Raw genomic sequence first — 24,495 nt, 5'->3', positions numbered from 1 at the left:
TTATTGGAGTTTCCAGTTGGTAACTTGAAGTACTGCCGAATCTGCGCCCTTCAGGTCTGTTTCTCCCATGTTCAGTAAATTGCTCCACTGCTTCACACGATTCTTTCCGTTAGGCGGAGAGTTGTAGTCATTCGTATCCACAATCTTGGTCCGTTCTTTATAGAATGTGGTCATGAAAGTCTTCTCATCCGTGCTGCTTCCTGATTTACCCAAAAGCCCTTGAAGGGTCTCAGAACCGCCGGTCGCTCCATGGTTCAGCGCTGCGTCCACGAAGGAACCAATCGTTAATGCCGAGTTAAAGCCGCGTTTGCGGGCCTGATCCACACTGTACTTAATATAAACATTGTAGAACGTTTTCCACATAGCCTCTCTCCACTCGGGATCATTTTGCAAATTGCCGATCTTTTTGCAGAAACTCTTTTCGCTTTCATTGATTTCGAGGATCTTCCCTTTCATCGAACCCTTGACACCGATCCGGGCCAATGCTCCCTTAACCGAAGGATTACTCGCGCCTTTGGCAGCGTCATATTCCTTGAACAGATCCGGACCGTCGGGACCGGTATCATTTGAGCCGCCTGTAGTCGCACCGAATATTCCAATCGTATACCCGCGGTTATCATCAATATCTTCACAATATCCGTAAAACTTGGTCCAGTTCAGATCGTCCTGCTCCGGTTTGTTGACAAGCATCATAATATTGTTCCACTGCTCACCATCAAGACCTGTGTTGGCACGTAAGAATTGAAGTGTTGCAGGTGAGAAATTAGAATTAGGGTTCCCTGCCGCATAACTTTTCTGTTGAGACGTATTGGACAGAGAGCCATAAGAAATAATCATTGAAAAACTGAGCAGGATCATTAATGAAAATTTCATCTTCTTGAAAACCTTACTGTTCGTTGAATTAAGCACCGCAATCTCTCCCTTAATTGAATAGTATAAGCGCTTTAACTTTCAGCAACAGGAACCCTATACCCAAAACAATCCAAGCATGACACCCCTCCTTTTTTTCAATGATTGATAAATTCCACTCAAGCTTATCTCAGAAAAATTAACTATACAGCACGTATTTTCTTGTAATTATTAAATTTTCATACATATATTGCTATGAACCTTAGATCAAGTCTACAATCCTCTTAGGAGGTGCTGAATGAAGCCGGTATTTTATGAGTCTGCTCTTTTTGATGTCAGCCGCAAGAAACAGGTATACACCAGCATGCCTTCAAGACACTATCATGATGCTTATGAGATTCTGTATTTAATATCCGGGGATTTTTATTATTATATAGGCGATAGAACCTACCAGGTTGCGGGCGGAACACTGCTATTTATGGATATTCACGAAAGGCACAAACTGGTTAATTCAGGCTGCAATATGTATGAACGAGTTACACTGCTGTTTAAGAAAGAATTCCTGCAGCATTTCTGCACCCGTGGTCAATGTGAGGATCTGCTCGAATTATTCAAAAGTGATTACCGTGCTTTGAAGATGACCGGAAAGGATCAGCATTTCATCGAACAGCTTTTTCAGAAGATGATCCAGGAAGGGAAAAAGCAAGCCCGCGGGTATGAACAATACCAACAAATATTATTGGTAGAGTTGCTCCTCTATCTTAACCGCAAACTATTTGACAGCCTTGTCGCTCCATTGGTGGAATCCAATCGTACACACAAGAAAGTCCTAGACATCGTTAATTATGTAAATCAACATTATATGGAACCGCTTAGACTCTGTGAGATTTCACGGCAATTCGACATAAGCTCTTCCTACCTTTGCCGAACTTTTAAAGAATCCACCGGGTTCAGCTTTATTGAATATATCAATAACATCCGTATTAAAGAAGCTCGTGATTTGCTGATGGGCTCTTCTTTTAATGTTACTGAAATTGCGGGAATGGTTGGGTTTGATAACACTTCCCATTTTGGAAGAACCTTCAAATTAGTGATGGGCATCTCGCCACTCTGCTTCCGCAAACAATTTAAATCTTAATAGCAAAATCACTGAAATACCAATCATTAAAGAAAATAAAATGCCCAATTCTTCAAAATCGGCAATGGATTCTGTAAGGCAATACGTTAGCGGATCCATCCATTACAATCACTCACTTTCCTCATCCCAATTCAAGTCGAAATTTCTTTTCCCAACCCAAGAACCCCTTATAAAAAAGGGGTTCTTGGGTTTATTTATGTAAAGCCCACTAGACTTATCTAATGGGCTTTCTCTGTGGAATCGCAAATAATAGTGATTTATAGAATTTGACCGCCCACCATCGTCCAGAGAACCTGAAATTCATCATCCAATAGGACCAGGTCGGCATCGAAACCAGAGGAAATTTCCCCCTTTTGTTGAAATCCAAGAATATTGGCCGGCGTAGTTGAAGCCATCTGTACGGCATCTATCAAGGGAATTCCGGTTTCGACAGTATAACGTAAGGCTTCATTCATGGTAACTGTACTGGAGGCCAGTGTTCCATCCTCTAGTCTTGCAATGCCACCCGAAACCGTGACATGATGGCCTCCAAATAGATAATTCCCATCGCCCATACCCATTGCTTGTAAAGCATCTGTGATCAAGACCATTCCTTCCGGTCCTTTCAGGTTATGAATCAGTCGAATAATAGCAGGATGCAGATGGACATTATCCACAATAGCTTGAAGACTTACATGTTTCTCTTCAAAAGCAGCCACGATTAGACCCGGATCTCGATGATGGATCGGCCGCATGCCATTAAAACAATGCGTCACATGACTCGCACCTGATGCAAAGGCTTCTTTGGCTTCCTCATATGTGGCATCCGAATGAGCGATCGCTATAACTACTCCCTGTTCTTTCAAAAAGGAAATCAAGTCCATTCCTCCCGGCAGCTCGGGAGCAATAGTAACCATCTTAATGAGTGACCCTGCTTCCTGGAAAATGATCTTCATTTCTTCTATGTTGGGATGCCGCAAATACTTTTCATTCTGCATTCCTTTTCGCTTCGGGTTCAGATACGGTCCCTCTAAGTGAATCCCTGCGATCTTTGCTCCCACTTCTTGTCCTATTACACGCTTGACACTACGAATCATTTCCAGAAGATCCTCCATCGTAGAACTAACAGATGTAGCCAGAAATGAGGTACACCCCGTTAAAGCACATTGGCGTGAAACTTCTTGAATACTCTCTTCAGTACCGTCCATCATATCAAAGCCATTGGCACCGTGGATATGAACATCTATCATCCCAGGTACTAGCAAATGTCCTCTCCCATCAATCCGTTCATACTCCCCTTCTAGCGTAGGAAGATCACCTGTGTCTACCCTCATGATTTTCCCTTCAGAAATCCACACATTGGCTGATGGAACGATACGGTTGCGAAGTGCCATTTGTACATTATGCAAAATGTAATCCATAAAAATCCTCCTCTTCCCGATGGTTATCAGTCTTGCTTTGGAACCTCTTCATTTTCTTCCTGACACTCAATAACAGTGATGTTCTTCTGATCCAGAACTTCTCTGATCTCACTCGGGAGTTCCAGATTTGTGACTAAAATGTCAACGAAATCAAAGTCCAGCCGATGAATAGATTTGCCAATAAATTTTGTATGATCGGCTACTACGATAACCTGATCAGATCTTCTGGCCATTTCTTTCTTTACCCGGGCATCTTCTTCATATGGATAATAAAGTCCATCAGACCGGATCGCCGATGCTCCAATGAAGGCTTTATCAGCACGAATTTCACTTAGTTTATCGATAATGGAAGAACCATATAAAAAGCGGTGCTTTACATTCAAGTAACCACCGAGAATATAGATTTGAAGATCCTCTCGATTGGACAAGATCCCTACGTTATCAATCGAGTGCGTGACCACCGTGCAATTTTTTGCGCTAATTTGTTCCGCTACAAATTGCACCGTGGTTGATACGTCTAAAATCACAGTCTCATGGTCTTGGATAAGTTTTGCCCCAAACTTCCCTATTTTTTTCTTACTCTCGGATTCATCAATCAAACGATCCTGATAAGACAGCATTTCTTTCTGTAACTCAGGTAACGATAGCCCCCCATGAGTTCGAATCACAACGCCTTCTTGTACTAATCTAACAATATCCCTTCGTGCAGTATCCCTTGATACTTCAAACAGCGTACATATATCTGTAACACTCATCGATTGGTGATGTTTCAAGTATTCGAGTATTTTTAACAATCTTTCCTCTTGATACACAATACATGCACCTCCTTTTAAGTAAGTATAAGTTTTATTTTTAATTTTTGCAAGTTATTATAAGTAAACCTTAAGTAAGTGCAAGTATTTATTCCTGACTGTTCAATAAAAAAGACGTTAGCCAGATGAATTTACATCCGTTAACGTCTTCATAAGTTAAGATTTACTGCTAAGAAAAAATTAATGAATGGATTTCGGAGCCATTTGCTTATCAAATTGACTTAAATCACTCAGATAAATACGATCTTGAGTCCAATGGACTCCCAATAGGTTTTTTTTAATGCTCGTTGCAGAATTGGACTTCACGCTTTTCACCCCCTTGAGGGAGTTTCTTTTTGTTATAGTTTTGCCTGTGTTGTATTAACTCTTTTAAGCAGTTTAAGCGTTTCAGTTAAACTAATCATTTCTTATTTGTAGTGATATAATGATGGCATAACGAAAGGAATGAAGTGTGCATATGGAATTCAGACAACTTCAATATACGCTGCAAATCGCGGCAGAACGGAATTTCTCCCGGGCAGCCGAGAAGCTGCACATTGCCCAGCCTTCTTTAAGTCAGCAGCTATCCAAACTTGAAAAGGAACTGGGTGTACTGTTATTTCAGCGTAATACCAGCACTGTGGAGTTGACCCATGCAGGGGTGACTTTTGTAGAGCAGGCTCAAAAAATTATTGATGCAGTCGAGCTGCTCAGACAGGAAATGTCGGACATTTCCCAGCTGCGTAAAGGTAAAGTCGTTGTAGGCAGCATGCCGATCACTGGCTCCCACCTGCTTCCGCATGTGCTTCCCGCTTTTCAACAGGCCTATCCCGAGATTGAAGTAACCTTGCTGGAAGACTCCGGGCTGACGCTTGAAAAGTTGACGGCTAGTGGCAAGGCTGACTTAAGCCTGCTCTCCCTCCCATTGCAGGAGCCAAGTCTATCTTATGTAACGATAGGTGAAGAGCGAATTGATCTGGCTGTTCCCCCAAATCACCCTCTGGCACGCAGAGGAGATCCAGAGCATCCGGTTCCAGTACGGATGGAAGAGCTTCGCGATGAACCCTTTGTTGTGCTGAAGAAAGGACAAGGCTTCCGTAAACTTACATTTGATCTGTGTGAGGAAGCCGGGTTTGACCCCAACGTGGTGTTTGAGAGTACAAACATTGAGACGGTGCAGTCACTGGTGGCTACAGGTATGGGGATTACATTGGTTCCGCGCTTTATTGCCCGCGCGCCCCGCAGTGAATTTGTTCCTGTTTATGTACCGCTAGCTGAGCCAACCCCCAGTCGTACCCTTGTAGTTGCATACCGCCAAGGACGGGTTCTCTCCAAAGCCGCGGAGGCATTCATCCATACGTTTCAACAAACCGTTGCCGAGCTCTCTCAAGGAGAATAATTGGACGGTCAGCGAATTTGCCCGCCATACATGGCAACAAAATAAACAAAGGCTTGACCCATAAGGGCCAAGCCTTTGTTCTATACTCGTCTCCCGCATCCGCAGGATAAAGTTCTTACATGGTATTAGCAGTACATCATCGTTACAGTACAATGTTGCTGATATCATCATTGAATTGTTAACGTAAAAACGTACATATGAGAATTTAAAATTTGGCGGTTTATTTTCGCAAATTACGTTCACTTGTCAGCCTGTTCTGTTGATTCACAAGGCGGCCTTCGTCCTGAACAGATTGTTCAGGTGGTGATAGCCCTCCTGCCCCATTCTCTAAGAATGGCCTCAAGTGATCTACCCTAGTGTTTTCCTGTTCCAGTCTCCTGAGCGTATCTTTCACATGGTTGTCCATTGATTGATCATCCTCCTTGGTGACGGGATAGTTATCATTACCCGCCTCCCGGATGAATAAACACTTTATTGGAAAATTGCAGATTTTTATTTGCTGCCAAAATAAATGCCAGGTCTACGGTCTTCGAATACCGGGATACGGCCACGAACCTCATCCACAAGCGAAGGACGGATAACTCCGGTCACGATCTCTTCTCCTTCTCCACCTTCAGCCACAATTTCACCCCAAGGATCAATAATGAGGGAATGTCCGAAAAATTCGGTGTCTCCGCTTTTCCCTACACGATTGCAGGCAATAACGTACATCTGATTTTCGATGGCCCTTGCTGTAAGCAGTGTGCGCCAATGATGCAAGCGCGGGTTCGGCCATTCAGCGGGGACAATTAATGCTTTGGCTCCGTTCAAGGCAAGGGTTCGAGCAAGCTCAGGGAAACGGATATCGTAGCAGATCGAAGCTCCAGCGGTGAGGCCATTTTCCAATTCGAATATTTCCGGTTCTGCACCAGGCTGCAAATACTTCTCTTCATCCATCAGACGGAATAAATGCAATTTATCGTAACGTGTCACCTGATTTCCTTCACTGTTATAGGCGTACATTGTATTGTAAATTTGGCCATTACGTTTCTCCGCAATGGAACCGCCAACGATGGAGATTCGATGTTTTTGGGCAAAAGCCGCGAGCCACTCTCTTGATTTCTGGCCCTCCGGGTCAGCAAGCTCATGAATTTGTTCCAAAGCATAGCCCGTATTCCACATCTCGGGCAGCACAGCCAATCCCAGGTCGGGAACCTGTTCTAGCGCTCGTTCGAGCAAAGACTGCATATGTTTATGGTTGGCCTCAGGGTCTCCGAGCTGAATATCGCCCTGAATCAAGGCCACACGCATTTCCCCTTGTTGTTGTTCTGTCATAACCAGCACTCCTCTGAACCGTAATACCTGTAATCATAGCTTGATCATTCAAACATCTGCAACCTGTTTTCGTTCTGAACTCCTACATAATAACTCGGGCAGCAATGTTAACAAACGGTTGCTCGTTAGTGCATCGCCCAAATTCCATGTTGTCTCCTCTACTCCGTACACTTGCCCCTTCTGCACGGCTGGAAGTGCCAGCCAGCTTGGACTCTGCATCAACTTCTCTGTGGCCTGCCTTGCAATAACCTCTTCAGGAAGCAAGACAAATATATGATCACCGGCATACTGACGAATCGCTTCTGACGAAATTTCCTTATACGCTCTGCCCGCGGCAAGCGCCTCCTTCACTTTCGTAACGGGTCTGAACCCCATCGGATGATACAAGAGCGAGGCCAGACCAATATTACCCATGACAAACAATCGTGCACCCCGATGATACGTGAATACGGACGCCGTTTCCCCCGGTTCAATTGAAGCATGAATCTTCATCCACATCTTTTCCATACGTTGCTGATAGGAGGAGAGCCATTGTCCAGCCTCTGATTGCTTGCCAAACCAGCTTCCCACCCTGCAAATCCGATCTTCCAGCGTTGCGTGAGAGTTGTATGCCAGTGTGGGTGCAATTCGGGAAAATTGCTCATATTGCTGTTCGTTAGTGCTATCGAAAATGATCAGGTCTGGTCTCATCCGGACTGCCTCTTCCACATTAACCGGGGCAACCGCATCATATGCCTGATCTCCTAACAGACCAATACCCAGCACTCGCAGATCTCCACCGGAATCACCATAAAACATAATTCGCTCCGGTCGTGCCGGAATATTCACATCATGACCCAACCAATCCTGAACCAGTGTTTGTTGCTGAATAGATCGGTCATATTGACGAGGCGATAATCCGGTCATTTGACGAAAACGCCTGCTAAAATAATACTCGTCCTTAAAGCCCACCCGGGTTGCTATATCCCGAAGCGGTTCATCGGATTTGCGCAGCCAATCCTTAGCATGTTTAATTCGTACATGGTTCACATAATCAAGCGGCTTGTGGCCGGTTAATTGTCTGAACAAGGTTGTATATTGCACGGGTCGGATAGCCGCAAGACGTGCCAGTTTCGTTACTGTGATTTCTTCAGCGTAATGGTCTTCTACATACTGAATCGTGCTGTGTAGTCTGGATTCCATGCTCTGCTCCGTTTTTGGAGAAGTGTACCGGGTGATGATCATCTCCATCCATCTCTGAAACTGTGCATTCAAATGGATATATTCGGCATCTGTTTGATAATCACGAATGGCATACAATTGCTCCAACAGTCCACTTAACGGGGCATAAGGATAGCCGTTCAATTGATTTCTATGTTCGAATACAGGGCGCGTATACTGTTCCGGATCTCCTGTCAATACATGAATAACATCAAATGATATCACCATATATTTTAATTCCATTCGGTTTCCATGTTCAATTTGGTACCCCTCGCCCGGAGAAAGCGGGTAAACACATCCGGTGGTAAAAGGAAACTGTTCATATCCTATGTATAAGCGACCTTCCCCTTCTTCGCAGATCAAAAATGTATGTTTATTGCATGCCACTTCCAGCATCACCTGTTCTGGTTGTTCAATTCGTTGTTCCAGATGATCCAGCCGAAACATGAATGCTGAAAAATACAACCCTCTCGCATCGGCATTCAAAGCCTGCATGGTAGTTCACCTCGTTCTTTAAAATGAGAATGATTATCATTAAATCTGTATGAACTGATTATAAGCGAGCTTTTGTCATTAATCCAGATCTGGCTGTAATCAGCAAAAAAAGAGCTTTCAACGAAATGTTGAAGGCTCTTTTTTAGTCGGCATTTTCGTTCTTGTTCCAGTAAAATATTATGATTTATCAATCCATAAACGACTATTTAATCATCTGTTTCGGTAACTCTTTCAAAAGCCATTCTCTTGAAGTTGCATCACTTGAAGCCTTAACCAGATCAAAGCGATATACTTTTCCTTCTTTTACAGCGGGCAAGTTCTTCCAGATCGGGCTATCCAGCAATTCTTTGGTGGACTGCTTCGCATCATCCGTTACTGGATTCAGTATAAATACGCGATCACCCGCTATTTCGGGCAGCTTTTCAGTAGAAATCTCTGCAAAGCCCATTCCTTCATCTAATACTTTCTGAATTTCCGCGGTTGGCTTCATGCCATCGGCTCCATATAACAACTGTGGCAATCCTGCTCCGGCCATTACAAACAGTCGATTACCAGGATACATGGTGAATACCGAAGCCGTTTCCCCTTCTTTCAGTCCATTCTCATGAAGCTGCTTCCACATCTCTTCCGTTGCTTTTTGATGGGCCGTGATCCAAGCTTCCGCTTCCGGCTTTTTGTTCAACAGATCCCCAAGAGTACGCATGCGGTCGTCCAGTGAAGCAAATGAATCAAAGGTAACCGTTGGCGCAACCTTCGAGATTTGATCATATTGTGCCTGATCACTATTTGAGAAAATGATCAGATCAGGATTCAAGGTAAGCGCCTTTTCAACACTCATCGGGAAACCCACATCTTCCGCTTGGGCTACCTGATCATCATATACCGTTCCATCCTGACGAAGAATACCTACAGGTACAACGCCCAGCGCTAGCAAATCCCCTGTAACTTCACCATGATAAATCACACGTTTTGGCGTAACCGGAACCTCAACTTCATGGCCTGTCCAGTCCTTGAACATCCGGGTTTCACCCTCACTGTTATCCGTGGATGCCGTCTGTTCCTGCTTGGACTGATCCCCATCTGTCTGTGTTTCATTGGCCGTTTTGGAATCATCCGTTCCGGCAGATGGAGTTGAAGCCTGATTTCCGCAAGCCAGCAGAAGAATGGACAACCATGTAACCGTCAATAATACTGCCGTATTTCGTATACCCTTTTTCATTTCTATTTCTCCCCCTAATAAGTGCTTCGTTCCTATTTATCAATGATATTGATTATCATTATCGAGTATTATCATAAAACAGGCTTTACCCTAATCTCAATGGACAAAACGAAATCTCTCATTTCAGTTTTGTACAAAAACACAAATATAGGCTCCATTCAAGTATTCATGAAGTGTTTTCCCCCTATACAGCTCGGGATTGACGTGATAAATTAATGAGTACTATATTGCCATCTTTAATAACCGGAGTGATGTATAGCATGACTAATCAATCTAAATCATCGAGTCGTTCAGCCTTTACCATACCTACATCCGATGTAATGACACAGCTTCCTACACAATTTTTTGCTACCCTTGTTCAAAATGTAAACCGCGAAATCGCAAGTGGTCACGACGTGATTAACCTGGGTCAGGGTAACCCGGATACACCTACACCACCTCACATTGTTAAAACATTGCAGGAGTCGGCGGAGAACCCGCTCTATCACAAATATTCGCCTTTTAGCGGGCATGCTTTCCTGAAGGAAGCCGTTGCGAAGCGTTACAAGGAAGATTACAACGTGGACCTGGACCCCGAAACAGAAGTTGCGATTTTATTTGGTGGAAAAACGGGCTTGGTCCAGTTGCCTCAAGTATTGCTCAATCCTGGCGACGTGTGTCTCGTACCTGATCCAGGTTATCCGGATTATTGGTCCGGTGTGGCACTGGCGAAAGCGCACATGTCTTTTATGCCACTGCTAGAGTCCAATGCATTCCTGCCTGATTATGAAGCAATCTCTACCGAGGATCGGGAAATGGCCAAGCTGATGTTCCTGAACTATCCCAACAATCCAACATCGGCAACCGCCCCGCTTTCCTTCTATGAAGACACGGTAGAGTTCGCCATTCAAAATAAAATCGTCGTAGCCAGTGACTTTGCCTATGGTGCAATTGGATTCGATGGACATCGTCCAGTAAGCTTTTTGCAGGCACCAGGTGCCAAAGAAGTGGGCATTGAGTTCTACACGTTATCCAAAACCTACAATATGGCGGGTTGGCGCGTCGGATTTGCTCTGGGCAATGCGGAGATCATCTCCAAAATCAATCTGCTGCAGGATCATATCTACGTGAGTCTCTTCGGAGGCATCCAGGCCGCTGCTGCTGCGGCACTGACATCTTCCCAGGAATGTGTCACTTCACTGGTTGCACGTTATGAATCACGTCGCGATGCTTTCTATGATGCACTCTCATCCATCGGCTGGCAGGCCCCTAAACCGGGAGGTTCCTTCTTTAGCTGGCTGCCTGTACCTGCGGGCTTTACTTCTGCTTCATTTGCTGACGTGTTACTACGTGAAGCAAAAGTCGCGGTAGCACCGGGTATTGGTTTCGGTTCGCATGGTGAGGGCTATGTGCGCGCAGGACTGCTAAGTGATGAAGATCGATTAAGGGAAGCAGCGGAGCGGATTGGCAAGTTGAATTTATTCAAGTAATTTACAGGTGTATAACCCCTTTGCATCTGCCAAGTTTCCATGGTATGTTATAAGGAAATATTGAACGAAACGTGATGACGGGACCAGTACGAGAGGATCAGCCGCGCCCAGAGAGTAAATTCCATCGGGCTGCAAGAATTTACCGCGGCTTCTCTCCGAAACCTACCCCTGAGCGGCCTGTGATGCACAGGACAGTGCCTTCTGTTACAGGGCATGAAGCCGGATGATCCAATCATCAATAAAGGTGGTACCGCGGAAGTAACGAACTTTCGTCCTTTTTAACTAAAAGGGCGGGAGTTTTTTTTGTACCCAACGGTCTGCTCCAGGGTCAATCATTAATATTGTTTAAGGAAGTGAAAACATGACCTCACGTATTGTAGTTAAGATCGGAAGCAGTTCGCTTACTACGGAAGAAGGCGGGCTTGATCGAAGTGCCATTACTTTTTTTGCCGGAGAAATTGCTGCCTTGGCCGAACAGGGCCATGAGGTTCTTCTGGTCACTTCGGGAGCGGTAGCTGCCGGATTCCGGGAGATTGGTTACCCCCAGCGTCCCAAGCAGTTGCATGAAAAACAAGCCGCGGCGGCTGTTGGGCAAGCTTTGTTGATGCAGGCATATCAACAGGCTTTTGCAGCGCACCGCGTTACTACAGCACAAATTCTACTCACCCGTACCGACTTTCACAGCCGAAAACGTATGGGCAATGCGGGCATGACCGTGGAAGAGCTGCTCAAACAGCGCGTCATTCCGATCTTTAACGAAAATGATACCGTATCTGTCGATGAATTGAAGTTCGGAGATAACGATCTCCTGTCTGCTCTGGTAGCGAATCTGGTCAAGGCACAGCATCTGGTCATTCTTACAGATACCAACGGTCTGTACACGGCCGATCCACGAAAAGATCCGTCTGCGTTTCGTTATGACCGTATCCCCGAAATTACGGCAGAAATTTACGCCTATGCTGGCGGTTCTGGATCATCCGTAGGTACAGGCGGCATGCGATCCAAGGTAGATGCAGCCAAAGTGGCAACGCGTGGAGGCGTGCCTGTCTTTGTAGGAAGTGTGAAGGAACCTGGAGATATGCAAAGGGCGGTTGATGGAACCGGAAAAGGAACGTATTTCGAGACTCGCCTTGCCGCTCTCTCTCGTAAAAAGCAATGGCTTGGCTTCATGTCTACTCCGCTCGGTACCGTCGTTGTGGATAATGGTGCCGAAGAAGCACTCGTCCATGGTGGTCATAGTCTCCTGCCTGTAGGCGTCAAACGCGTGCTGGGTACTTTCCATGCCGGAGATGTTGTAGAGGTGCTGGGTATGGATGAAACCTTGCTCGGTCGTGGTATCGTCAATTATGATGATGACCAGCTACGGCTCATCGCAGGACTGGCAAGTGGCGAAGTGATGAAGCAGCTGAACAGTATCCATCGACTTGAGGTTATTCACCGGGACGAGTGGATTACGTTAAAATAGAACACCTATAATTCTATCGAGTATGCTACTCAGCTTCATAGGATGTAGCCATTAAATAATCTTTTGTTTCCACTTTATATATGGGAGGAATTTATGATGAGTGAAGTCAGGGAAAAAGCGAGCAAGGCCCAAGCCGTGGTTCCGCAGCTAAATCGACTGAGCACAGAACAAAAAAATAACGCCCTGCTAGTCATGGCGGACGCATTGATTACGCAAGCGGATTCCATTATTACAGCAAACGCTGAGGATCTGGAACGTGGCAGACAGCAAGGCACGCCAGAATCGATGCTGGATCGCCTCGCTTTGAATAAAGAGCGTATCTCTGGTATCGCTGAAGGACTGCGTCAGATCGTGGAATTGCAGGACCCTGTGGGCGAAGTGCTGGAGACATTCACTCGTCCGAACGGATTGCATGTTGAAAAATTGAGAGTACCAATCGGTCTGATCGGCATCATCTACGAGGCCCGTCCAAATGTTACAGTCGATGCAGCCGGACTATGCCTCAAAACAGGCAACGCTGTACTGTTACGAGGCGGCTCCTCTGCCCTCTCCTCCAATCGCAAAATTGTGGAGGTTCTGCATCAGGCACTGGCAACAACAGACATGCCAGCGGACGCATTGCAGCTTGTCGAGGATGCAGACCGCTCTTCCGTGGACGAAATGCTCAAGTTGAACGGACTGCTGGACGTCATCATCCCACGCGGAGGAGCCTCACTAATCCGCAATGTGGTCGCCAATGCAACAGTGCCTGTGATCGAAACCGGCGCAGGTATCTGTCATACTTATGTGGATGAATCTGCCAATCCGTTCATGGCAGCAGAGATTGCTGTTAATGCCAAGGCACAGCGTCCATCCGTGTGCAACTCCATGGAAACTTTGTTGCTGCAAGCTGTATACGCGGAGGAGCATCTGCCGGCTCTGGCCGAACAACTCCGTGAGGCGAATGTCCTGTTGAAGGGTTGTGACACGGTTCGCCGTCTGGTTCCCTCTGCCCTTCCTGTGACAGAAGAAGATTATGCGACAGAGTACAATGATTATATTTTAAATATACGTGTAGTTCAGAACCTGGATGAAGCGATGGAGCATATCGCACGTTATGGCACAAAGCATTCAGAATGTATCGTCACCAAGGATACCAGCAATGCAGAACGTTTTTTACATGATGTAGATGCGGCTGCTGTATACCATAATGCTTCTACTCGTTTCACTGACGGATTTGAATTCGGTTATGGGGCCGAAATTGGGATTAGTACCCAGAAGCTGCATGCTCGTGGACCTATGGGTCTGCCTGCATTAACGTCAACCAAATACCGTATCACTGGCAATGGACAAATCCGGCAATAATATCGCAGCTACAGTTATATAGGAGGAACGATAAATATGAGTCAAGAACAACAGACGTTATTACAACAGAAGATTACTTTTCACGGAGCAGGTGCGATGGCGGAAGCCATCGTGCGCGGATTAATTTCCCGCCTTGTCGTTCGTCCTCAGGATATTACGATGCTGAACCGCAGCAACCAGAAACGTCAGGAGGAGCTCAGTACCCGTTATGCCGTACATACCGGAACTGCTGCACAATCGCTGGATCATCTCTCCGCTTCTCCCGTTATTGTACTCTGCATGAAACCGAAGGATGCTGCCGCAGCGCTGCGTCAACTTGGGCCGCTCCTGTCTCCGGATCAATTAATCGTCTCCGTTATTGCCGGATTATCGATCCGTACGATGCAATCCCTGCTGGGACGCAAGCAACCGATCGCCCGCACCATGCCGAATACGTCCAGTACAATCGGGCTTGGAGCAACCGGACTTGCCTTCTCTGAAGAGATTACGGATGAACAGCGCAGTACAGTCATGACGATGTTCGAAGCTGTCGGAATCGTGACCATTGTGCCTGAAGATAAACTCGAAGTGCTCACAGGTATTTCCGGAAGTGGTCCGGCTTATGTATACTATTTGATGGAGGCCATGATTGCCGCAGGTATTCGTGGCGGCTTATCCAGCCAACAATCCCGCGATCTGACTGTTCAGACCGTGCTGGGTGCTTCTCGCATGGTACAACAGACTGGCCTAGAGCCAATGAAACTCCGTAGTGATGTGACCTCCCCGGGAGGTGCAACCCAGGCAGCACTAAAAACGCTGGACGAGGGAGATTTCTTTGAAAATGTAATCGCAGCCGTCAACCGCTGTGCAGAGCGCTCACGGGAGATGGGAGCTGCTTTGGAAGGAGATTTAAAATGAATAATATGTGTACAGCCACATATCGTCTGCATGATGATCGTGCAGACTTCCGCAAGAAGGCTGAGTCCATTGCTGTCGGCATGACTGTTGGCAGTTGGACCGAATTGCCTCAGGCCAAGCGTGAGGCGATGCAGAAACATCTGGGTGAGGTCATCAGCGTTGAGGTGCATGAAGCTGAGTGCATGGCCCCAGGTGAGCGTTACGCCGATATTACCATTGGTTATCCGGATGTAAATTTCAGCCGTGATATTCCTGCCCTGCTCGTGACGGTCTTTGGCAAAATTTCAATGGACGGACGCATCAAACTGACACGGCTTGGATTCTCGGACGGCTTCGTCAGCGCGTTCCCCGGTCCCAAGTTTGGACTGAATGGTGTTCGTGATCTGCTAGGTGTACATGATCGTCCGTTGTTAATGAGTATCTTTAAATCAGTCATTGGACTGGATTCTGACGAACTGAGGGAACAGTTTATTCGCCAAGCTCTTGGTGGAGTAGACTTAATTAAAGACGATGAAATTCTGTTTGAGAACAAACTGACTCCGATTGAGAAAAGAGTCGAGGTCTGCATGAAAGCTGCGGAACAGGCACGCAAGGAGACGGGTAAGAAACTTCTTTATGCCGCAAATTTGACTGGACCTACATCACGCCTGAAACAACAGGCTGAACGTGCGATAGGGGCAGGAGCAAATGCACTGTTGTTCAATGTCTTGTCTTACGGATATGATGTGCTGCACGAACTAAGCAGTGATCCGGACATCAACGTGCCGATCATGGCTCACCCTGCGCTTGCAGGTGCACTCTATCCTTCACCACACTATGGAATCTCGGCTTCCGTCCTGCTGGGACAGCTGATGCGACTTGCCGGAGCGGATCTGGTTCTCTTCCCTTCCCCTTACGGATCGGTGACGATGCCGAAGGAAGAGAATATGGCCATTACAGAACAATTGCTGTCACCTGAGCTTCCGGTCAGAACCAGCATGCCTGTGCCTTCGGCTGGTATACATCCAGGGCTTGTACCGCTTATTCTGCGTGACTTCGGCACCGATGTCATCGTTAATGCCGGCGGAGGTATTCATGGACATCCCATGGGCACTGAGGCAGGCGGACGGGCATTCTTGCAGGCTATCGAGGCAGCCCAGCGTTCCATTCCACTGGCAGAATATGCAGTCGAACATCCCGAACTGAAAAGTGCACTGGATCTGTGGGGTGGCGAACGATGAGAAGTGATAAAAAAACAGTTATTTTCTGTGATTTTGATGGCACAATCACCCTTTCGGACAATATCGTAGCGATTATGAAACATTTTAAACCCGAAGGTATTGAAGCAATAATGAAAGACACGATTGAACAACGAATTTCGCTCCGTGAAGGTGTGGGAGCGATGTTCGCTCTGTTGTCTTCTTCGCAGAAAGATGAGATTGTGGAATTTGTACTTGGACAGGCTGGCATCCGAGAAGGGTTCAGCGAATTTCTTGGATACGTTCGGGACGAGGGCATTGAATTCAATGTCACCAGCGGCGGAATGGACTTTTTTATCGAGCCTTTGCTCGCTCCATTCGATATTCCACAGGATCACGTTTATTGCAATGGGGCGGATTTCACAGATGAATTCATACGTATTGAATGGCCTAATCCATGTCAGCCTCCTTGTGAGAACGGATGCGGCATGTGTAAAACGACGGTTATTCGTACATTCCCGGAAGAACAATATAATCGTATCCTCATTGGAGACAGTCTAACCGATTTTGAAGGTGCCAAAATCGCTGATCTTGTCTACTCCCGTTCTATTCTGACGGATAAGTGTATAGAGCTGGGTGTGGATCATGTCCCATTCACAACCTTCTACGATATTATGGAAGATATGAAACAGAAGCAAACACAAGGAGTGCTGTAAAAATGGGTTTTGAAAAGATTACATTGGAACATAAACGCCAAGTCCTCGAAGAGCTGGCTGATATCAAAGCGCTGTTTGCCAGCCGTAACTGGTTCCCTGGTACAAGTGGCAACCTGTCGATGCGTGTGGGCGACTTTGACCCGGAGCAATTCTACTTTGCAGTTACTGCATCAGGCAAAGACAAATCTCTCCGTACACCGGAAGACTTTCTGTTTGTGGACAAGCATGGTAAAGCCATTGAGACCACAACCCTGAAACCGAGCGCTGAAACGTTGATTCACTGCGAAATCTATCGTTTAACTGGCTGTGGCGCGGTGTTCCATGTGCATACCGTATTTAACAACCTGATCAGTGAATTCTTTGGAGCAGATGGACACGTACCGATTCAAGGCATCGAATTGATCAAGGCTTTCAACATCTGGGAAGAAAATGCGGAGATTCGTGTACCGGTCCTGCCTAACTTCGCTGATATTCCATCCATCGCTGAATTGGTGCCAGGTGTACTTGATGCCAACGTACCAGGAATTTTGCTGCGTAATCACGGTATTTATGCCTGGGGCAAAGATGCTTTTGAAGCGAAACGTCATCTGGAAGCGTTCGAGTTCCTGTTCGAAGTGATGTACCGTCAACTTCTGCTGAAGGGTGCTACGAAATAGCAATTATTCATTCGAAATAAAAGCTGCAAAACCAAAAACACGCCAAGGCTAATATACATAGTCCTCGGCGTGTTTTTTTATATTTGGGGAATTGTAGCGATTGGAAGGTTACTCTATCATCGTAGTGTCAGTGTAACTATTCTTTAGTTCATTCTACAGTCGATCGTCCCGATCCTTGAATAAAAAGAGACTGTCTGCTCCCTCATCATTTCGTTGAGCCGCACTATGGATACCCGTCCCCCTCTGCTTGCCAAACAACAGCTTCAGACCGCCAAAAATGAGCAGCAAGGACACAATGACGGTGTTCACATACGAACGAATCTCGTACGTCATAAATGCATCCGGGAACATCTCATTCAGCTGTGGAATGACCAAGCGGATAAACAGATAGTACAATCCCAATGCAGCAATTCCAAATCCAATCAGGCGCTGGTGACGAGCCCAATCCTTAAAAATAGGTTGATCTGTCAACGGTTCGCGGCCATACCTGCTTGAACACTGAAGTCCGTCAAAGAAGCTGTAGAACCAGATCAACGGAATCATGAACAGGAACACCGATAAATGAAGCAGGTCCAGAACGTAGATACTGCCGAGAAAAAGGAACATGAGTTGCATGCCTCTTTTTTGCAGTCCCAGATACAGATGACCCGCACCCGGGAAGGCTGATAACAAGGTTGCCAGCACTTTGCTACGCCGTCCAGATGCCCTACCCATCTCCAGTTCCTCGAACAAAGTTCGATCCTGCAATACCTCACCGGCCTGCTTACGATGCACATGCTGGACCGCATCAAACATGCAGTAAACCCAGATGACAGGCAGAATGAGCAAGAACATCAGAAATACGGATTCATTCGTAATGGAAGCTACAAAAACCATCATGGCAAATGAACCGAAGAACGCGATAAGGAATGATAAACCGCGATGTAACAGTCCGAGATGAAGATGTCCTAGACCTGGAACAAAAGAAAGCAAAATCGTAAAAAATCGTTCGCTTTCACTGCCTTTTCGATACATGGGTTGACCGTAAGCCCCTTCGGGGCCACCATACTCACCACCCTGATGCTGATGTATTCCCTCCATGTCCATGTCCATCTCCATCTGTCCCAGGTGACCTTCCTGACCAGTGTATGCTCCCTGATGCGGTCCACTGTAATGTGCGCCATATCCATGGTATCGGGCATCATTAGGCGATGGGGCACGCAGCAGAACGATAATCATATCCAGCATGCTGACACACCAGAAGAATATGCTCCCCAAAGCCCCAAGTATCATTAATTCTCTCTCACTCACCAGAATTGCCAGCATAAACGAACCAACAGCTGTCCCAAAAAAGAGTAATGGATAGATTACAGCTCTGGCAGGCCGACCCCAATAGAGAAAACCCAGACCCGGAATCAGGTTTAATAAGAATGCAAGTAATTTGTTACGATCTGATTGCACAGTCTTCATCCTTTCTTTTCAGGCAATGCGAAACAATTTATGGTCCAGGCTTGAAATGATCCAGCCATGATGTGGCTGCCTCCGTCCATTTTTCCGTAAATGACCCCCTGTTCTCACCTTCCTGGAACTTATGATAAGGGGCTACCTTGTCAAACAGTCCCGAGGAGAGGAAGATTAACGTCAGACAAGCCGCTACAGCATAATGAAACACTTTGTGATCCATCCAGAGACGTCTTCGTCCGGAACGCGATTTGCGCTTTGGCTTGGAGGATTGCATTTCCGTAATTTGATTCATGACCGCATCGGCGAAGCCTACCGGGTCCTTCAGTTGTGGCAGCTCCCGATGAATGCCGAGTGCTTCGAGATAGTTGTCCATTGCTTCCGGAACGTCCATAAGCACCTGTTCCATCATACTTGCCTGGTTTGCAGTCATTCGGCCTTCAATATAATCAGTCCATTCCTGGACGGTATACATCCTTTTATTCCTCACGCCACTCATCCTCCTTCCAATGATTTCGAATCCACTGCCGGGCACGATACAGACGGGACTCCACGGTTTTCACTGCCACCTGTGCATCACGGGCTATCTGCTCATAATTTTTTTCGCTTAAGTAATACGCAGTAATAATGTCCCTATGCTGGGCAGGTAGCTGATTGATTCGCTCGCGCAACTTCTCCTGACGCTCTTCACGCACGAGGCGGGCAAGAACATCTTCTTCACGACCGGGCATGTTCATTATTTTTTCTTCTCCGCCCAGATCCTCAGCGCTTCGTCTGCCCAGCTTGCGTTTGGCATCAATTGCTTTGTGAAAGGCAATTCGGGTTAACCACGTTTTGAAACCTTCGGATCGGTAATCGGGGAGAGATTTGACCATTTGAATGAACGCCTCCTGAGCTGCATCCTGTGCATCCTGATCGTTCCGTAATACGGAGTAGGCCACATGGTATACATGCTGGCTGTACTTTTCGATCAACAAACGCATCTGGGATGTATCGCCTTGACGGATTTGTTCGATTAAGCGCGCTTCATCAATAACTCTCCCCTCCTCTCCACTACAATAGACGACAACTTGTTTGTTGACCCCTGCGTATTCATTCATTTTTTTTATAAAAAGGTTACACATTGCCTGAAAAGTCAGTTCCACCGGGAACTTAACGTATCTTACTTAACATCTCTATAATCTAAAAAAACAGGCACAGAATATCTTCTGGCCTGTTTCTGGTTTATCTGAATGAAATTGTTGCCTAATCTAACATTCGTATTAACGTCCACCGTTACGGAACCGCTGCGTATATGCCTTGGCGTCCTGCACATTCTTCACGCGGTTACGGCTCCATTCAAGCAGAATTCGGTCGATATAGCGGAAATGCACTTTACCAGCAAACACCGCTTCCTTCAATGCCATGAGAATCAGTTCCTCCTGATAGCGATCCTGATCCAGCCAGCTGGATATCGTCTCGCATTCCATCGGGGAAAGCGGGCGGCCAAATTCTTTTTCAAAAATAGAGAACATATTTCGTTCTTCCTCTTCTTTTTGAACACTGTTCGAATCCGGGCGTAATGCATTACTATCCTGCTGCTGCTTACGAGCAACGGCCAACTCCTCTGCTGTACATCCTGCAAGCTTCGCATATAATCCATGCAGATCATAACGTTCATACTGAATGTCACGCTCTTCATCCCGATGCTCGTCAATGTGGATGTACCCGTCTCTCATGAGACGTTGCAGCATTCTGGCGATGCCTTCAGGAGCAAGACCCATACGGGTAGCAAGCTCTTCAAGCGTTGGGAACTCATTGAATTCAACTTGCCGGAATCCAAACAATTGAATCAGCAGAAGTACCTCTGCGTCACTTAACCCCAGCTGATGATAATAGCGCAATAAAGCATATGGGAGCTGCGCTGTCCCTGATGCCATACCGTAAGCTGCTCCATTCAACCAGGCTTTGGAGCCGGTTTCTTCCATGGACTCGCGGTTAAGCATTAAGGGTACAGACGATAGAGCATACGTGGGAATGCAATTGTTTCACGTACGTGATCCAATCCACAGATCCATGCTACCGTCCGCTCCAATCCCAGACCGAAGCCGGAGTGAGGAACCGATCCGTATTTACGTAAGTCCAGATACCACTGATATGCCTCTTCCGACAATTGATGCTCATCAAAGCGCTGCTGCATCAGTTCCGGATCATCAATACGCTGGGAACCACCAATGATCTCTCCGTATCCTTCGGGTGCGATCATATCTGCACAGAGGACCACTTCAGGACGATTTGGATCAGGTTTCATGTAGAATGCCTTGATTCCAGCCGGATAATGGGTAATAAAGACCGGTGTTTCGTATTTCTCGGCAATCGCCGTTTCGTGTGGAGCACCAAAGTCTTCTCCCCAAGGAATATCGAAGCCTTGTCCATTCAGGAATTCAATCGCTTCATCATACGTAATGCGCGGGAATGGAGCTACAATTTTTTCAAGCTTGGATACATCACGTCCGATGGACTCCAGTTCAGCACGGCAGTTTTTCAGAACCGTTTGAACCACGTGAGCAATAAACTTCTCTTGCACTCGCAGGCTTTCCTCGTGATCCACAAACGCCATTTCCGGCTCAATCATCCAGAACTCAATCAGGTGACGACGTGTTTTGGATTTTTCGGCACGGAACGTAGGACCGAAGGAGTACACTTTGCCCAGCGCCATTGCTGCAGCTTCCATATACAACTGTCCACTTTGTGTCAGATAGGCATCTTCATCAAAGTATTTGATGTGGAACAAGTTCGTCGTTCCTTCAGCAGATGAAGGTGTAAGAATCGGAGGATCAACCTGAGTGAATCCGTTACCATCAAAGAACTGCTGAACAGCGCGGATGATCTCCGCACGAATCACCATAATCGCACGTTGTTTTGTCGAACGCAGCCACAGATGGCGATGATCCATCAGGAAGTCTACCCCATGCTCTTTCGGAGTAATTGGATAGTTTTCAGTCAGATGGATAATTTCCACGCCGGTAACTGTCATCTCATAACCGGATGCACTACGCGGTTCTTCACGGATAATACCTGTTACATACAATGAACTTTCTTGAGTCAAGCTCTTCGCAGCATTCCAGATATCTTCGCTGACTTCACTCTTAACCACTACCCCTTGAATATATCCGGTTCCATCACGCAGTTGCAAAAATTGAATTTTGCCGCTGGAACGTTTGTTGTTAATCCAGGCGCCTATTTTAACAGTCTCGCCCACATGCTCACTCACATTACGAATTACACAATCCGTACTCATGCCCATATCTCTCCTTGGAATCCTGAATTTGAAAATGCAGCGGGCAGGCATATGCCTGTCCCCTGCACTTCCTTGTCATGCTATATCCACTTTACAATTAGATTACAGAGAATTCAATACGATTCGGTGTGTATCTCTTGCAATCACCAATTCTTCGTTCGTAGGAACTACGAGAACATCCACTTTGGAATTCGCTGTTGTGATGCGGCGTGGCTCTCCAGAGCGAATTGCATTCAGCGCTTCATCCAGTTCAACACCCAGGTACGTGAGTTGCTCACATACTTTTTGGCGAAGAACAACGGAGTTTTCACCTACACCAGCCGTAAATACGATCACGTCTACACCGTTCATTGCTGCTGCATAAGAACCGATGTATTTACGCAAACGGTATTCGTACATCTCGAATGCAAGCGTGGAGTTAGCATCGCCAGCTTCCATACCTTCCGTGATTTCACGCATGTCGCTGCTGATGCCGGAGATTGCAAGAAGTCCACTATGTTTATTCAACATGGAGTTTACTTCGCTCACGCTCAGCTCTTCCTTGTTCATAACATAAGGTACAATTGCCGGATCCAGGTCACCACTACGTGTTCCCATCATCAATCCTTCGAGTGGAGTCATGCCCATGGACGTGTCCACGGATACGCCGCCCTGTACAGCCGTTACACTACCACCATTACCAACATGGCATGTGATGATCTTCAGATCTTCCAATGGACGATCCAGATATTCAGCTGCTGCCTTGCTTACGTAATCATGGGAAGTACCATGTGCTCCATAACGACGCACTTTATACTTTTTATAAAGCACACGTGGAATAGCATACAGATATGCTTTTTCCGGCATCGTTTGATGGAAAGCCGTATCAAAGACCATTACCTGTGGTACTCCTGGCATATTGGATTCAGCCGCACGAATACCCATCATTGCTGCAGGGTTATGAAGTGGAGCCAGATCGAACAGACGGCGGATTTCTGCTTTGGCAGCATCATCAACCAATGTCGATTCCTTAAATGCTTCACCACCGTGAACCACACGATGTCCAACAGCCTGAATTTCATCAACGGAACCAAGCACACCGTTTTCTTTATCTGTCAGGATGTCAATAACTTTACGAATCGCAGTAGTATGTTCGAGAATTTCGCTAACTTCCGTAACATCCTCGCGGCCCGTTGGTTTATGAGTCAGAATGGAAGAGTCCATACCGATCCGCTCTACCAGACCTTTTGCCAATACGGATTCATCCGTCATGTTATACAATTGATATTTGAGCGAGGAACTCCCCGCATTAATTACGAGTACTTTCACAGCCGGTCACCATCCTTGTCGTACTTGAAGAATCCTTCGCCTGTTTTAACACCCAGGTGTCCTGCACGCACCATTTTCTTCAGAACTGTGGAAGGACGATACTTCAATTCACCGAATTCACGGAACATTCTTTCGAGTGCAGCTTCTACCGAATCCAATCCGAAACGGTCTGCCATCTCAAGCGGTCCGTGCTGGAAATTGTATCCGATACGCATAGCATCATCAATATCTTCAGCGGAAGCGACACCTTCCTGCAGTACATGCAGCGCTTCGTTGATCAGAAGACAGATCAGTCTGGAAGTAACAAATCCAGGTGATTCATAGATCATAACGCCTTTTTTGTCCGCTACTTCTTCCACAAAACGTCTAGTTTCTGCAAAAGTGCTATCGGATGTTTTCAGACCACGAATAATCTCTACAAGATCAACCCGGGAAACCGGGTGAATAAAGTGCATACCAATAACACGCTCTGGGTATTTGGTTGAGCTTGCAAGCTCAGTCAAACTCAGCGTGGATGTATTACTTGCAAGAATTACGTTGCTTGGGCAAACTTGGTCAAGTTGACTGAATACCGCTTTTTTCGCTTCCAGATCTTCAGAAATAGTCTCAATGACCATATCGCAAGTTCCGAGTTCAGCCAGATGAGCAACTTTGGTAATACGGGAGAGAATCAATTTCTTCTCAGCCTTCGTAATGGCCCATTTCTCCAGTTGTTTATCAAGGTTCGTCTCAATCATGTTATACGCATGATCCAGCTTCTCCGTTGTGTGTTCCACCAGAAGCACATCAAGTCCTTTGGCTGCAAGCATCTGGGAAATACCTTGCCCCATCGTGCCGCCGCCGACAACTCCTATCTTTTTGAAAAACATGGTTCTGCTCCATCCTTTCGGTTCTCTATTTCTCTATTGTACCCTGTTCGCCGAAAATTACAAATTTC

23 protein-coding genes are annotated in these 24,495 nt (G+C 46.4%); 9 read left to right on the top strand and 14 right to left on the bottom strand.

Translation table 11 applies throughout. From position 1 onward, the window contains the following. Positions 1 to 837 (bottom strand): chitosanase, encoded by an 837-nt coding sequence (locus gpAD87_RS06415; RefSeq protein WP_231952457.1) that lies wholly within the window; start codon positions 835 to 837, stop codon positions 1 to 3. A gap of 310 nt (positions 838 to 1,147) precedes the next feature. Between gpAD87_RS06415 and gpAD87_RS06410 the strand changes: the two genes are divergently transcribed. Beyond that, positions 1,148 to 1,987, top strand: a complete 840-nt coding sequence (locus tag gpAD87_RS06410) for an AraC family transcriptional regulator (RefSeq protein ID WP_064636923.1) — start codon at positions 1,148 to 1,150, stop codon at positions 1,985 to 1,987. A 257-nt stretch (positions 1,988 to 2,244) separates the two neighbouring features. Here gpAD87_RS06410 and nagA read toward each other — a convergent pair whose 3' ends face one another. Continuing rightward, entirely contained in the window at positions 2,245 to 3,387 is a 1,143-nt protein-coding gene (nagA, locus tag gpAD87_RS06405) for an N-acetylglucosamine-6-phosphate deacetylase (RefSeq protein WP_064636921.1), read from the bottom strand. 26 nt (positions 3,388 to 3,413) lie between these two features. Further along, a complete protein-coding gene (locus gpAD87_RS06400; protein WP_197521377.1) occupies positions 3,414 to 4,199 on the bottom strand; it encodes a DeoR/GlpR family DNA-binding transcription regulator in 786 nt (261 codons plus the stop codon). Between the two features lie 457 nt (positions 4,200 to 4,656). On the opposite strand from gpAD87_RS06400, the gene gpAD87_RS06395 reads away from it, so the two are divergent. After that, positions 4,657 to 5,577 (top strand): LysR family transcriptional regulator, encoded by a 921-nt coding sequence (locus gpAD87_RS06395; protein WP_064636917.1) that lies wholly within the window; start codon positions 4,657 to 4,659, stop codon positions 5,575 to 5,577. A 220-nt stretch (positions 5,578 to 5,797) separates the two neighbouring features. Here gpAD87_RS06395 and gpAD87_RS32480 read toward each other — a convergent pair whose 3' ends face one another. The 4 genes from gpAD87_RS32480 to gpAD87_RS06375 form a co-directional block, all read right to left on the bottom strand. Next, positions 5,798 to 5,983 carry a hypothetical protein gene (locus gpAD87_RS32480; protein WP_024630602.1) on the bottom strand — a complete coding sequence of 62 codons (186 nt, stop codon included), beginning with the start codon at positions 5,981 to 5,983 and terminating at the stop codon, positions 5,798 to 5,800. Between the two features lie 86 nt (positions 5,984 to 6,069). Then, positions 6,070 to 6,891, bottom strand: a complete 822-nt coding sequence (locus gpAD87_RS06385; protein WP_064636915.1) for a carbon-nitrogen family hydrolase — start codon at positions 6,889 to 6,891, stop codon at positions 6,070 to 6,072. 48 nt (positions 6,892 to 6,939) lie between these two features. After that, a complete protein-coding gene (locus gpAD87_RS06380) occupies positions 6,940 to 8,586 on the bottom strand; it encodes an AraC family transcriptional regulator (RefSeq protein ID WP_082935017.1) in 1,647 nt (548 codons plus the stop codon). 202 nt (positions 8,587 to 8,788) lie between these two features. Beyond that, entirely contained in the window at positions 8,789 to 9,805 is a 1,017-nt protein-coding gene (locus tag gpAD87_RS06375; RefSeq protein WP_064636913.1) for an ABC transporter substrate-binding protein, read from the bottom strand. Positions 9,806 to 10,065: 260 nt separating this feature from the next. Between gpAD87_RS06375 and gpAD87_RS06370 the strand changes: the two genes are divergently transcribed. The 7 genes from gpAD87_RS06370 to gpAD87_RS06340 all read left to right on the top strand — a co-directional run bounded on the left by gpAD87_RS06370 (position 10,066) and on the right by gpAD87_RS06340 (position 17,530). Next, entirely contained in the window at positions 10,066 to 11,274 is a 1,209-nt protein-coding gene (locus gpAD87_RS06370) for a pyridoxal phosphate-dependent aminotransferase (protein ID WP_064636904.1), read from the top strand. Positions 11,275 to 11,635: 361 nt separating this feature from the next. Next, positions 11,636 to 12,739, top strand: a complete 1,104-nt coding sequence (gene proB, locus gpAD87_RS06365) for a glutamate 5-kinase (protein ID WP_064636902.1) — start codon at positions 11,636 to 11,638, stop codon at positions 12,737 to 12,739. Positions 12,740 to 12,835: 96 nt separating this feature from the next. Beyond that, positions 12,836 to 14,083, top strand: a complete 1,248-nt coding sequence (locus gpAD87_RS06360) for a glutamate-5-semialdehyde dehydrogenase (protein ID WP_064636900.1) — start codon at positions 12,836 to 12,838, stop codon at positions 14,081 to 14,083. A gap of 36 nt (positions 14,084 to 14,119) precedes the next feature. After that, the gene (gene proC, locus gpAD87_RS06355) at positions 14,120 to 14,980 is read left to right on the top strand and encodes a pyrroline-5-carboxylate reductase (RefSeq protein WP_064636898.1); all 861 of its coding nucleotides are present in this window, start codon (positions 14,120 to 14,122) and stop codon (positions 14,978 to 14,980) included. After that, complete coding sequence (locus gpAD87_RS06350; protein WP_064636896.1) at positions 14,977 to 16,200, top strand: 2,3-diketo-5-methylthiopentyl-1-phosphate enolase; 1,224 nt, start codon at positions 14,977 to 14,979, stop codon at positions 16,198 to 16,200. The genes proC and gpAD87_RS06350 overlap by 4 nt, the downstream gene beginning before the upstream one ends. Then, positions 16,197 to 16,874, top strand: coding sequence for a 2-hydroxy-3-keto-5-methylthiopentenyl-1-phosphate phosphatase (locus gpAD87_RS06345; RefSeq protein WP_064636894.1), 678 nt, complete (start codon positions 16,197 to 16,199; stop codon positions 16,872 to 16,874). The genes gpAD87_RS06350 and gpAD87_RS06345 overlap by 4 nt, the downstream gene beginning before the upstream one ends. A 2-nt stretch (positions 16,875 to 16,876) precedes the next feature. Further along, entirely contained in the window at positions 16,877 to 17,530 is a 654-nt protein-coding gene (locus gpAD87_RS06340) for a methylthioribulose 1-phosphate dehydratase (protein WP_036607600.1), read from the top strand. Positions 17,531 to 17,683: 153 nt separating this feature from the next. Here gpAD87_RS06340 and gpAD87_RS06335 read toward each other — a convergent pair whose 3' ends face one another. From gpAD87_RS06335 to gpAD87_RS06305, 7 genes are all read right to left on the bottom strand, one after another. After that, a complete protein-coding gene (locus gpAD87_RS06335) occupies positions 17,684 to 18,970 on the bottom strand; it encodes a hypothetical protein (protein ID WP_064636893.1) in 1,287 nt (428 codons plus the stop codon). Between the two features lie 37 nt (positions 18,971 to 19,007). Continuing rightward, positions 19,008 to 19,460 (bottom strand): hypothetical protein, encoded by a 453-nt coding sequence (locus gpAD87_RS06330; protein WP_064636891.1) that lies wholly within the window; start codon positions 19,458 to 19,460, stop codon positions 19,008 to 19,010. After that, positions 19,450 to 20,070, bottom strand: a complete 621-nt coding sequence (locus gpAD87_RS06325) for an RNA polymerase sigma factor (RefSeq protein ID WP_079694035.1) — start codon at positions 20,068 to 20,070, stop codon at positions 19,450 to 19,452. The genes gpAD87_RS06330 and gpAD87_RS06325 overlap by 11 nt, the downstream gene beginning before the upstream one ends. A gap of 162 nt (positions 20,071 to 20,232) precedes the next feature. Further along, a complete protein-coding gene (locus gpAD87_RS06320; protein ID WP_231952456.1) occupies positions 20,233 to 20,955 on the bottom strand; it encodes a DnaD domain-containing protein in 723 nt (240 codons plus the stop codon). Then, on the bottom strand, positions 20,955 to 22,250 hold the full coding sequence (gene asnS / locus gpAD87_RS06315; RefSeq protein ID WP_063566804.1) for an asparagine--tRNA ligase: 1,296 nt from the start codon (positions 22,248 to 22,250) through the stop codon (positions 20,955 to 20,957). The genes gpAD87_RS06320 and asnS overlap by 1 nt, the downstream gene beginning before the upstream one ends. A gap of 102 nt (positions 22,251 to 22,352) precedes the next feature. Then, positions 22,353 to 23,558, bottom strand: a complete 1,206-nt coding sequence (locus tag gpAD87_RS06310) for an acetate/propionate family kinase (RefSeq protein ID WP_063566803.1) — start codon at positions 23,556 to 23,558, stop codon at positions 22,353 to 22,355. Then, complete coding sequence (locus tag gpAD87_RS06305) at positions 23,555 to 24,427, bottom strand: 3-hydroxyacyl-CoA dehydrogenase family protein (RefSeq protein ID WP_063566802.1); 873 nt, start codon at positions 24,425 to 24,427, stop codon at positions 23,555 to 23,557. The genes gpAD87_RS06310 and gpAD87_RS06305 overlap by 4 nt, the downstream gene beginning before the upstream one ends. Positions 24,428 to 24,495: the final 68 nt, after the last annotated feature.

Source organism: Paenibacillus sp. AD87 (assembly GCF_001659845.1).
Lineage (GTDB): Bacteria > Bacillota > Bacilli > Paenibacillales > Paenibacillaceae > Paenibacillus > Paenibacillus marchantiae.
This window is presented reverse-complemented; position numbering and strand designations above follow the sequence as displayed.

Coding starts and splice junctions, on each gene's coding strand:
- gpAD87_RS06410 (WP_064636923.1), top strand. CDS start 1,148: ATGAAGCCGGTATTTTATGAGTCTGCTCTTTTTGATGTCAGCCGCAAG.
- gpAD87_RS06385 (WP_064636915.1), bottom strand. CDS start 6,891: ATGACAGAACAACAACAAGGGGAAATGCGTGTGGCCTTGATTCAGGGC.
- gpAD87_RS06370 (WP_064636904.1), top strand. CDS start 10,066: ATGACTAATCAATCTAAATCATCGAGTCGTTCAGCCTTTACCATACCT.
- gpAD87_RS06320 (WP_231952456.1), bottom strand. CDS start 20,955: ATGCTTAACCGCGAGTCCATGGAAGAAACCGGCTCCAAAGCCTGGTTG.
- nagA (WP_064636921.1), bottom strand. CDS start 3,387: ATGGATTACATTTTGCATAATGTACAAATGGCACTTCGCAACCGTATC.
- gpAD87_RS06360 (WP_064636900.1), top strand. CDS start 12,836: ATGAGTGAAGTCAGGGAAAAAGCGAGCAAGGCCCAAGCCGTGGTTCCG.
- gpAD87_RS06340 (WP_036607600.1), top strand. CDS start 16,877: ATGGGTTTTGAAAAGATTACATTGGAACATAAACGCCAAGTCCTCGAA.
- gpAD87_RS06380 (WP_082935017.1), bottom strand. CDS start 8,586: ATGCAGGCTTTGAATGCCGATGCGAGAGGGTTGTATTTTTCAGCATTC.
- asnS (WP_063566804.1), bottom strand. CDS start 22,250: ATGAGTACGGATTGTGTAATTCGTAATGTGAGTGAGCATGTGGGCGAG.
- gpAD87_RS06415 (WP_231952457.1), bottom strand. CDS start 837: ATGATTATTTCTTATGGCTCTCTGTCCAATACGTCTCAACAGAAAAGT.
- proC (WP_064636898.1), top strand. CDS start 14,120: ATGAGTCAAGAACAACAGACGTTATTACAACAGAAGATTACTTTTCAC.
- gpAD87_RS06345 (WP_064636894.1), top strand. CDS start 16,197: ATGAGAAGTGATAAAAAAACAGTTATTTTCTGTGATTTTGATGGCACA.
- gpAD87_RS06375 (WP_064636913.1), bottom strand. CDS start 9,805: ATGAAAAAGGGTATACGAAATACGGCAGTATTATTGACGGTTACATGG.
- gpAD87_RS06395 (WP_064636917.1), top strand. CDS start 4,657: ATGGAATTCAGACAACTTCAATATACGCTGCAAATCGCGGCAGAACGG.
- gpAD87_RS32480 (WP_024630602.1), bottom strand. CDS start 5,983: ATGGACAACCATGTGAAAGATACGCTCAGGAGACTGGAACAGGAAAAC.
- gpAD87_RS06305 (WP_063566802.1), bottom strand. CDS start 24,427: ATGTTTTTCAAAAAGATAGGAGTTGTCGGCGGCGGCACGATGGGGCAA.
- gpAD87_RS06325 (WP_079694035.1), bottom strand. CDS start 20,070: ATGAATGAATACGCAGGGGTCAACAAACAAGTTGTCGTCTATTGTAGT.
- gpAD87_RS06350 (WP_064636896.1), top strand. CDS start 14,977: ATGAATAATATGTGTACAGCCACATATCGTCTGCATGATGATCGTGCA.
- proB (WP_064636902.1), top strand. CDS start 11,636: ATGACCTCACGTATTGTAGTTAAGATCGGAAGCAGTTCGCTTACTACG.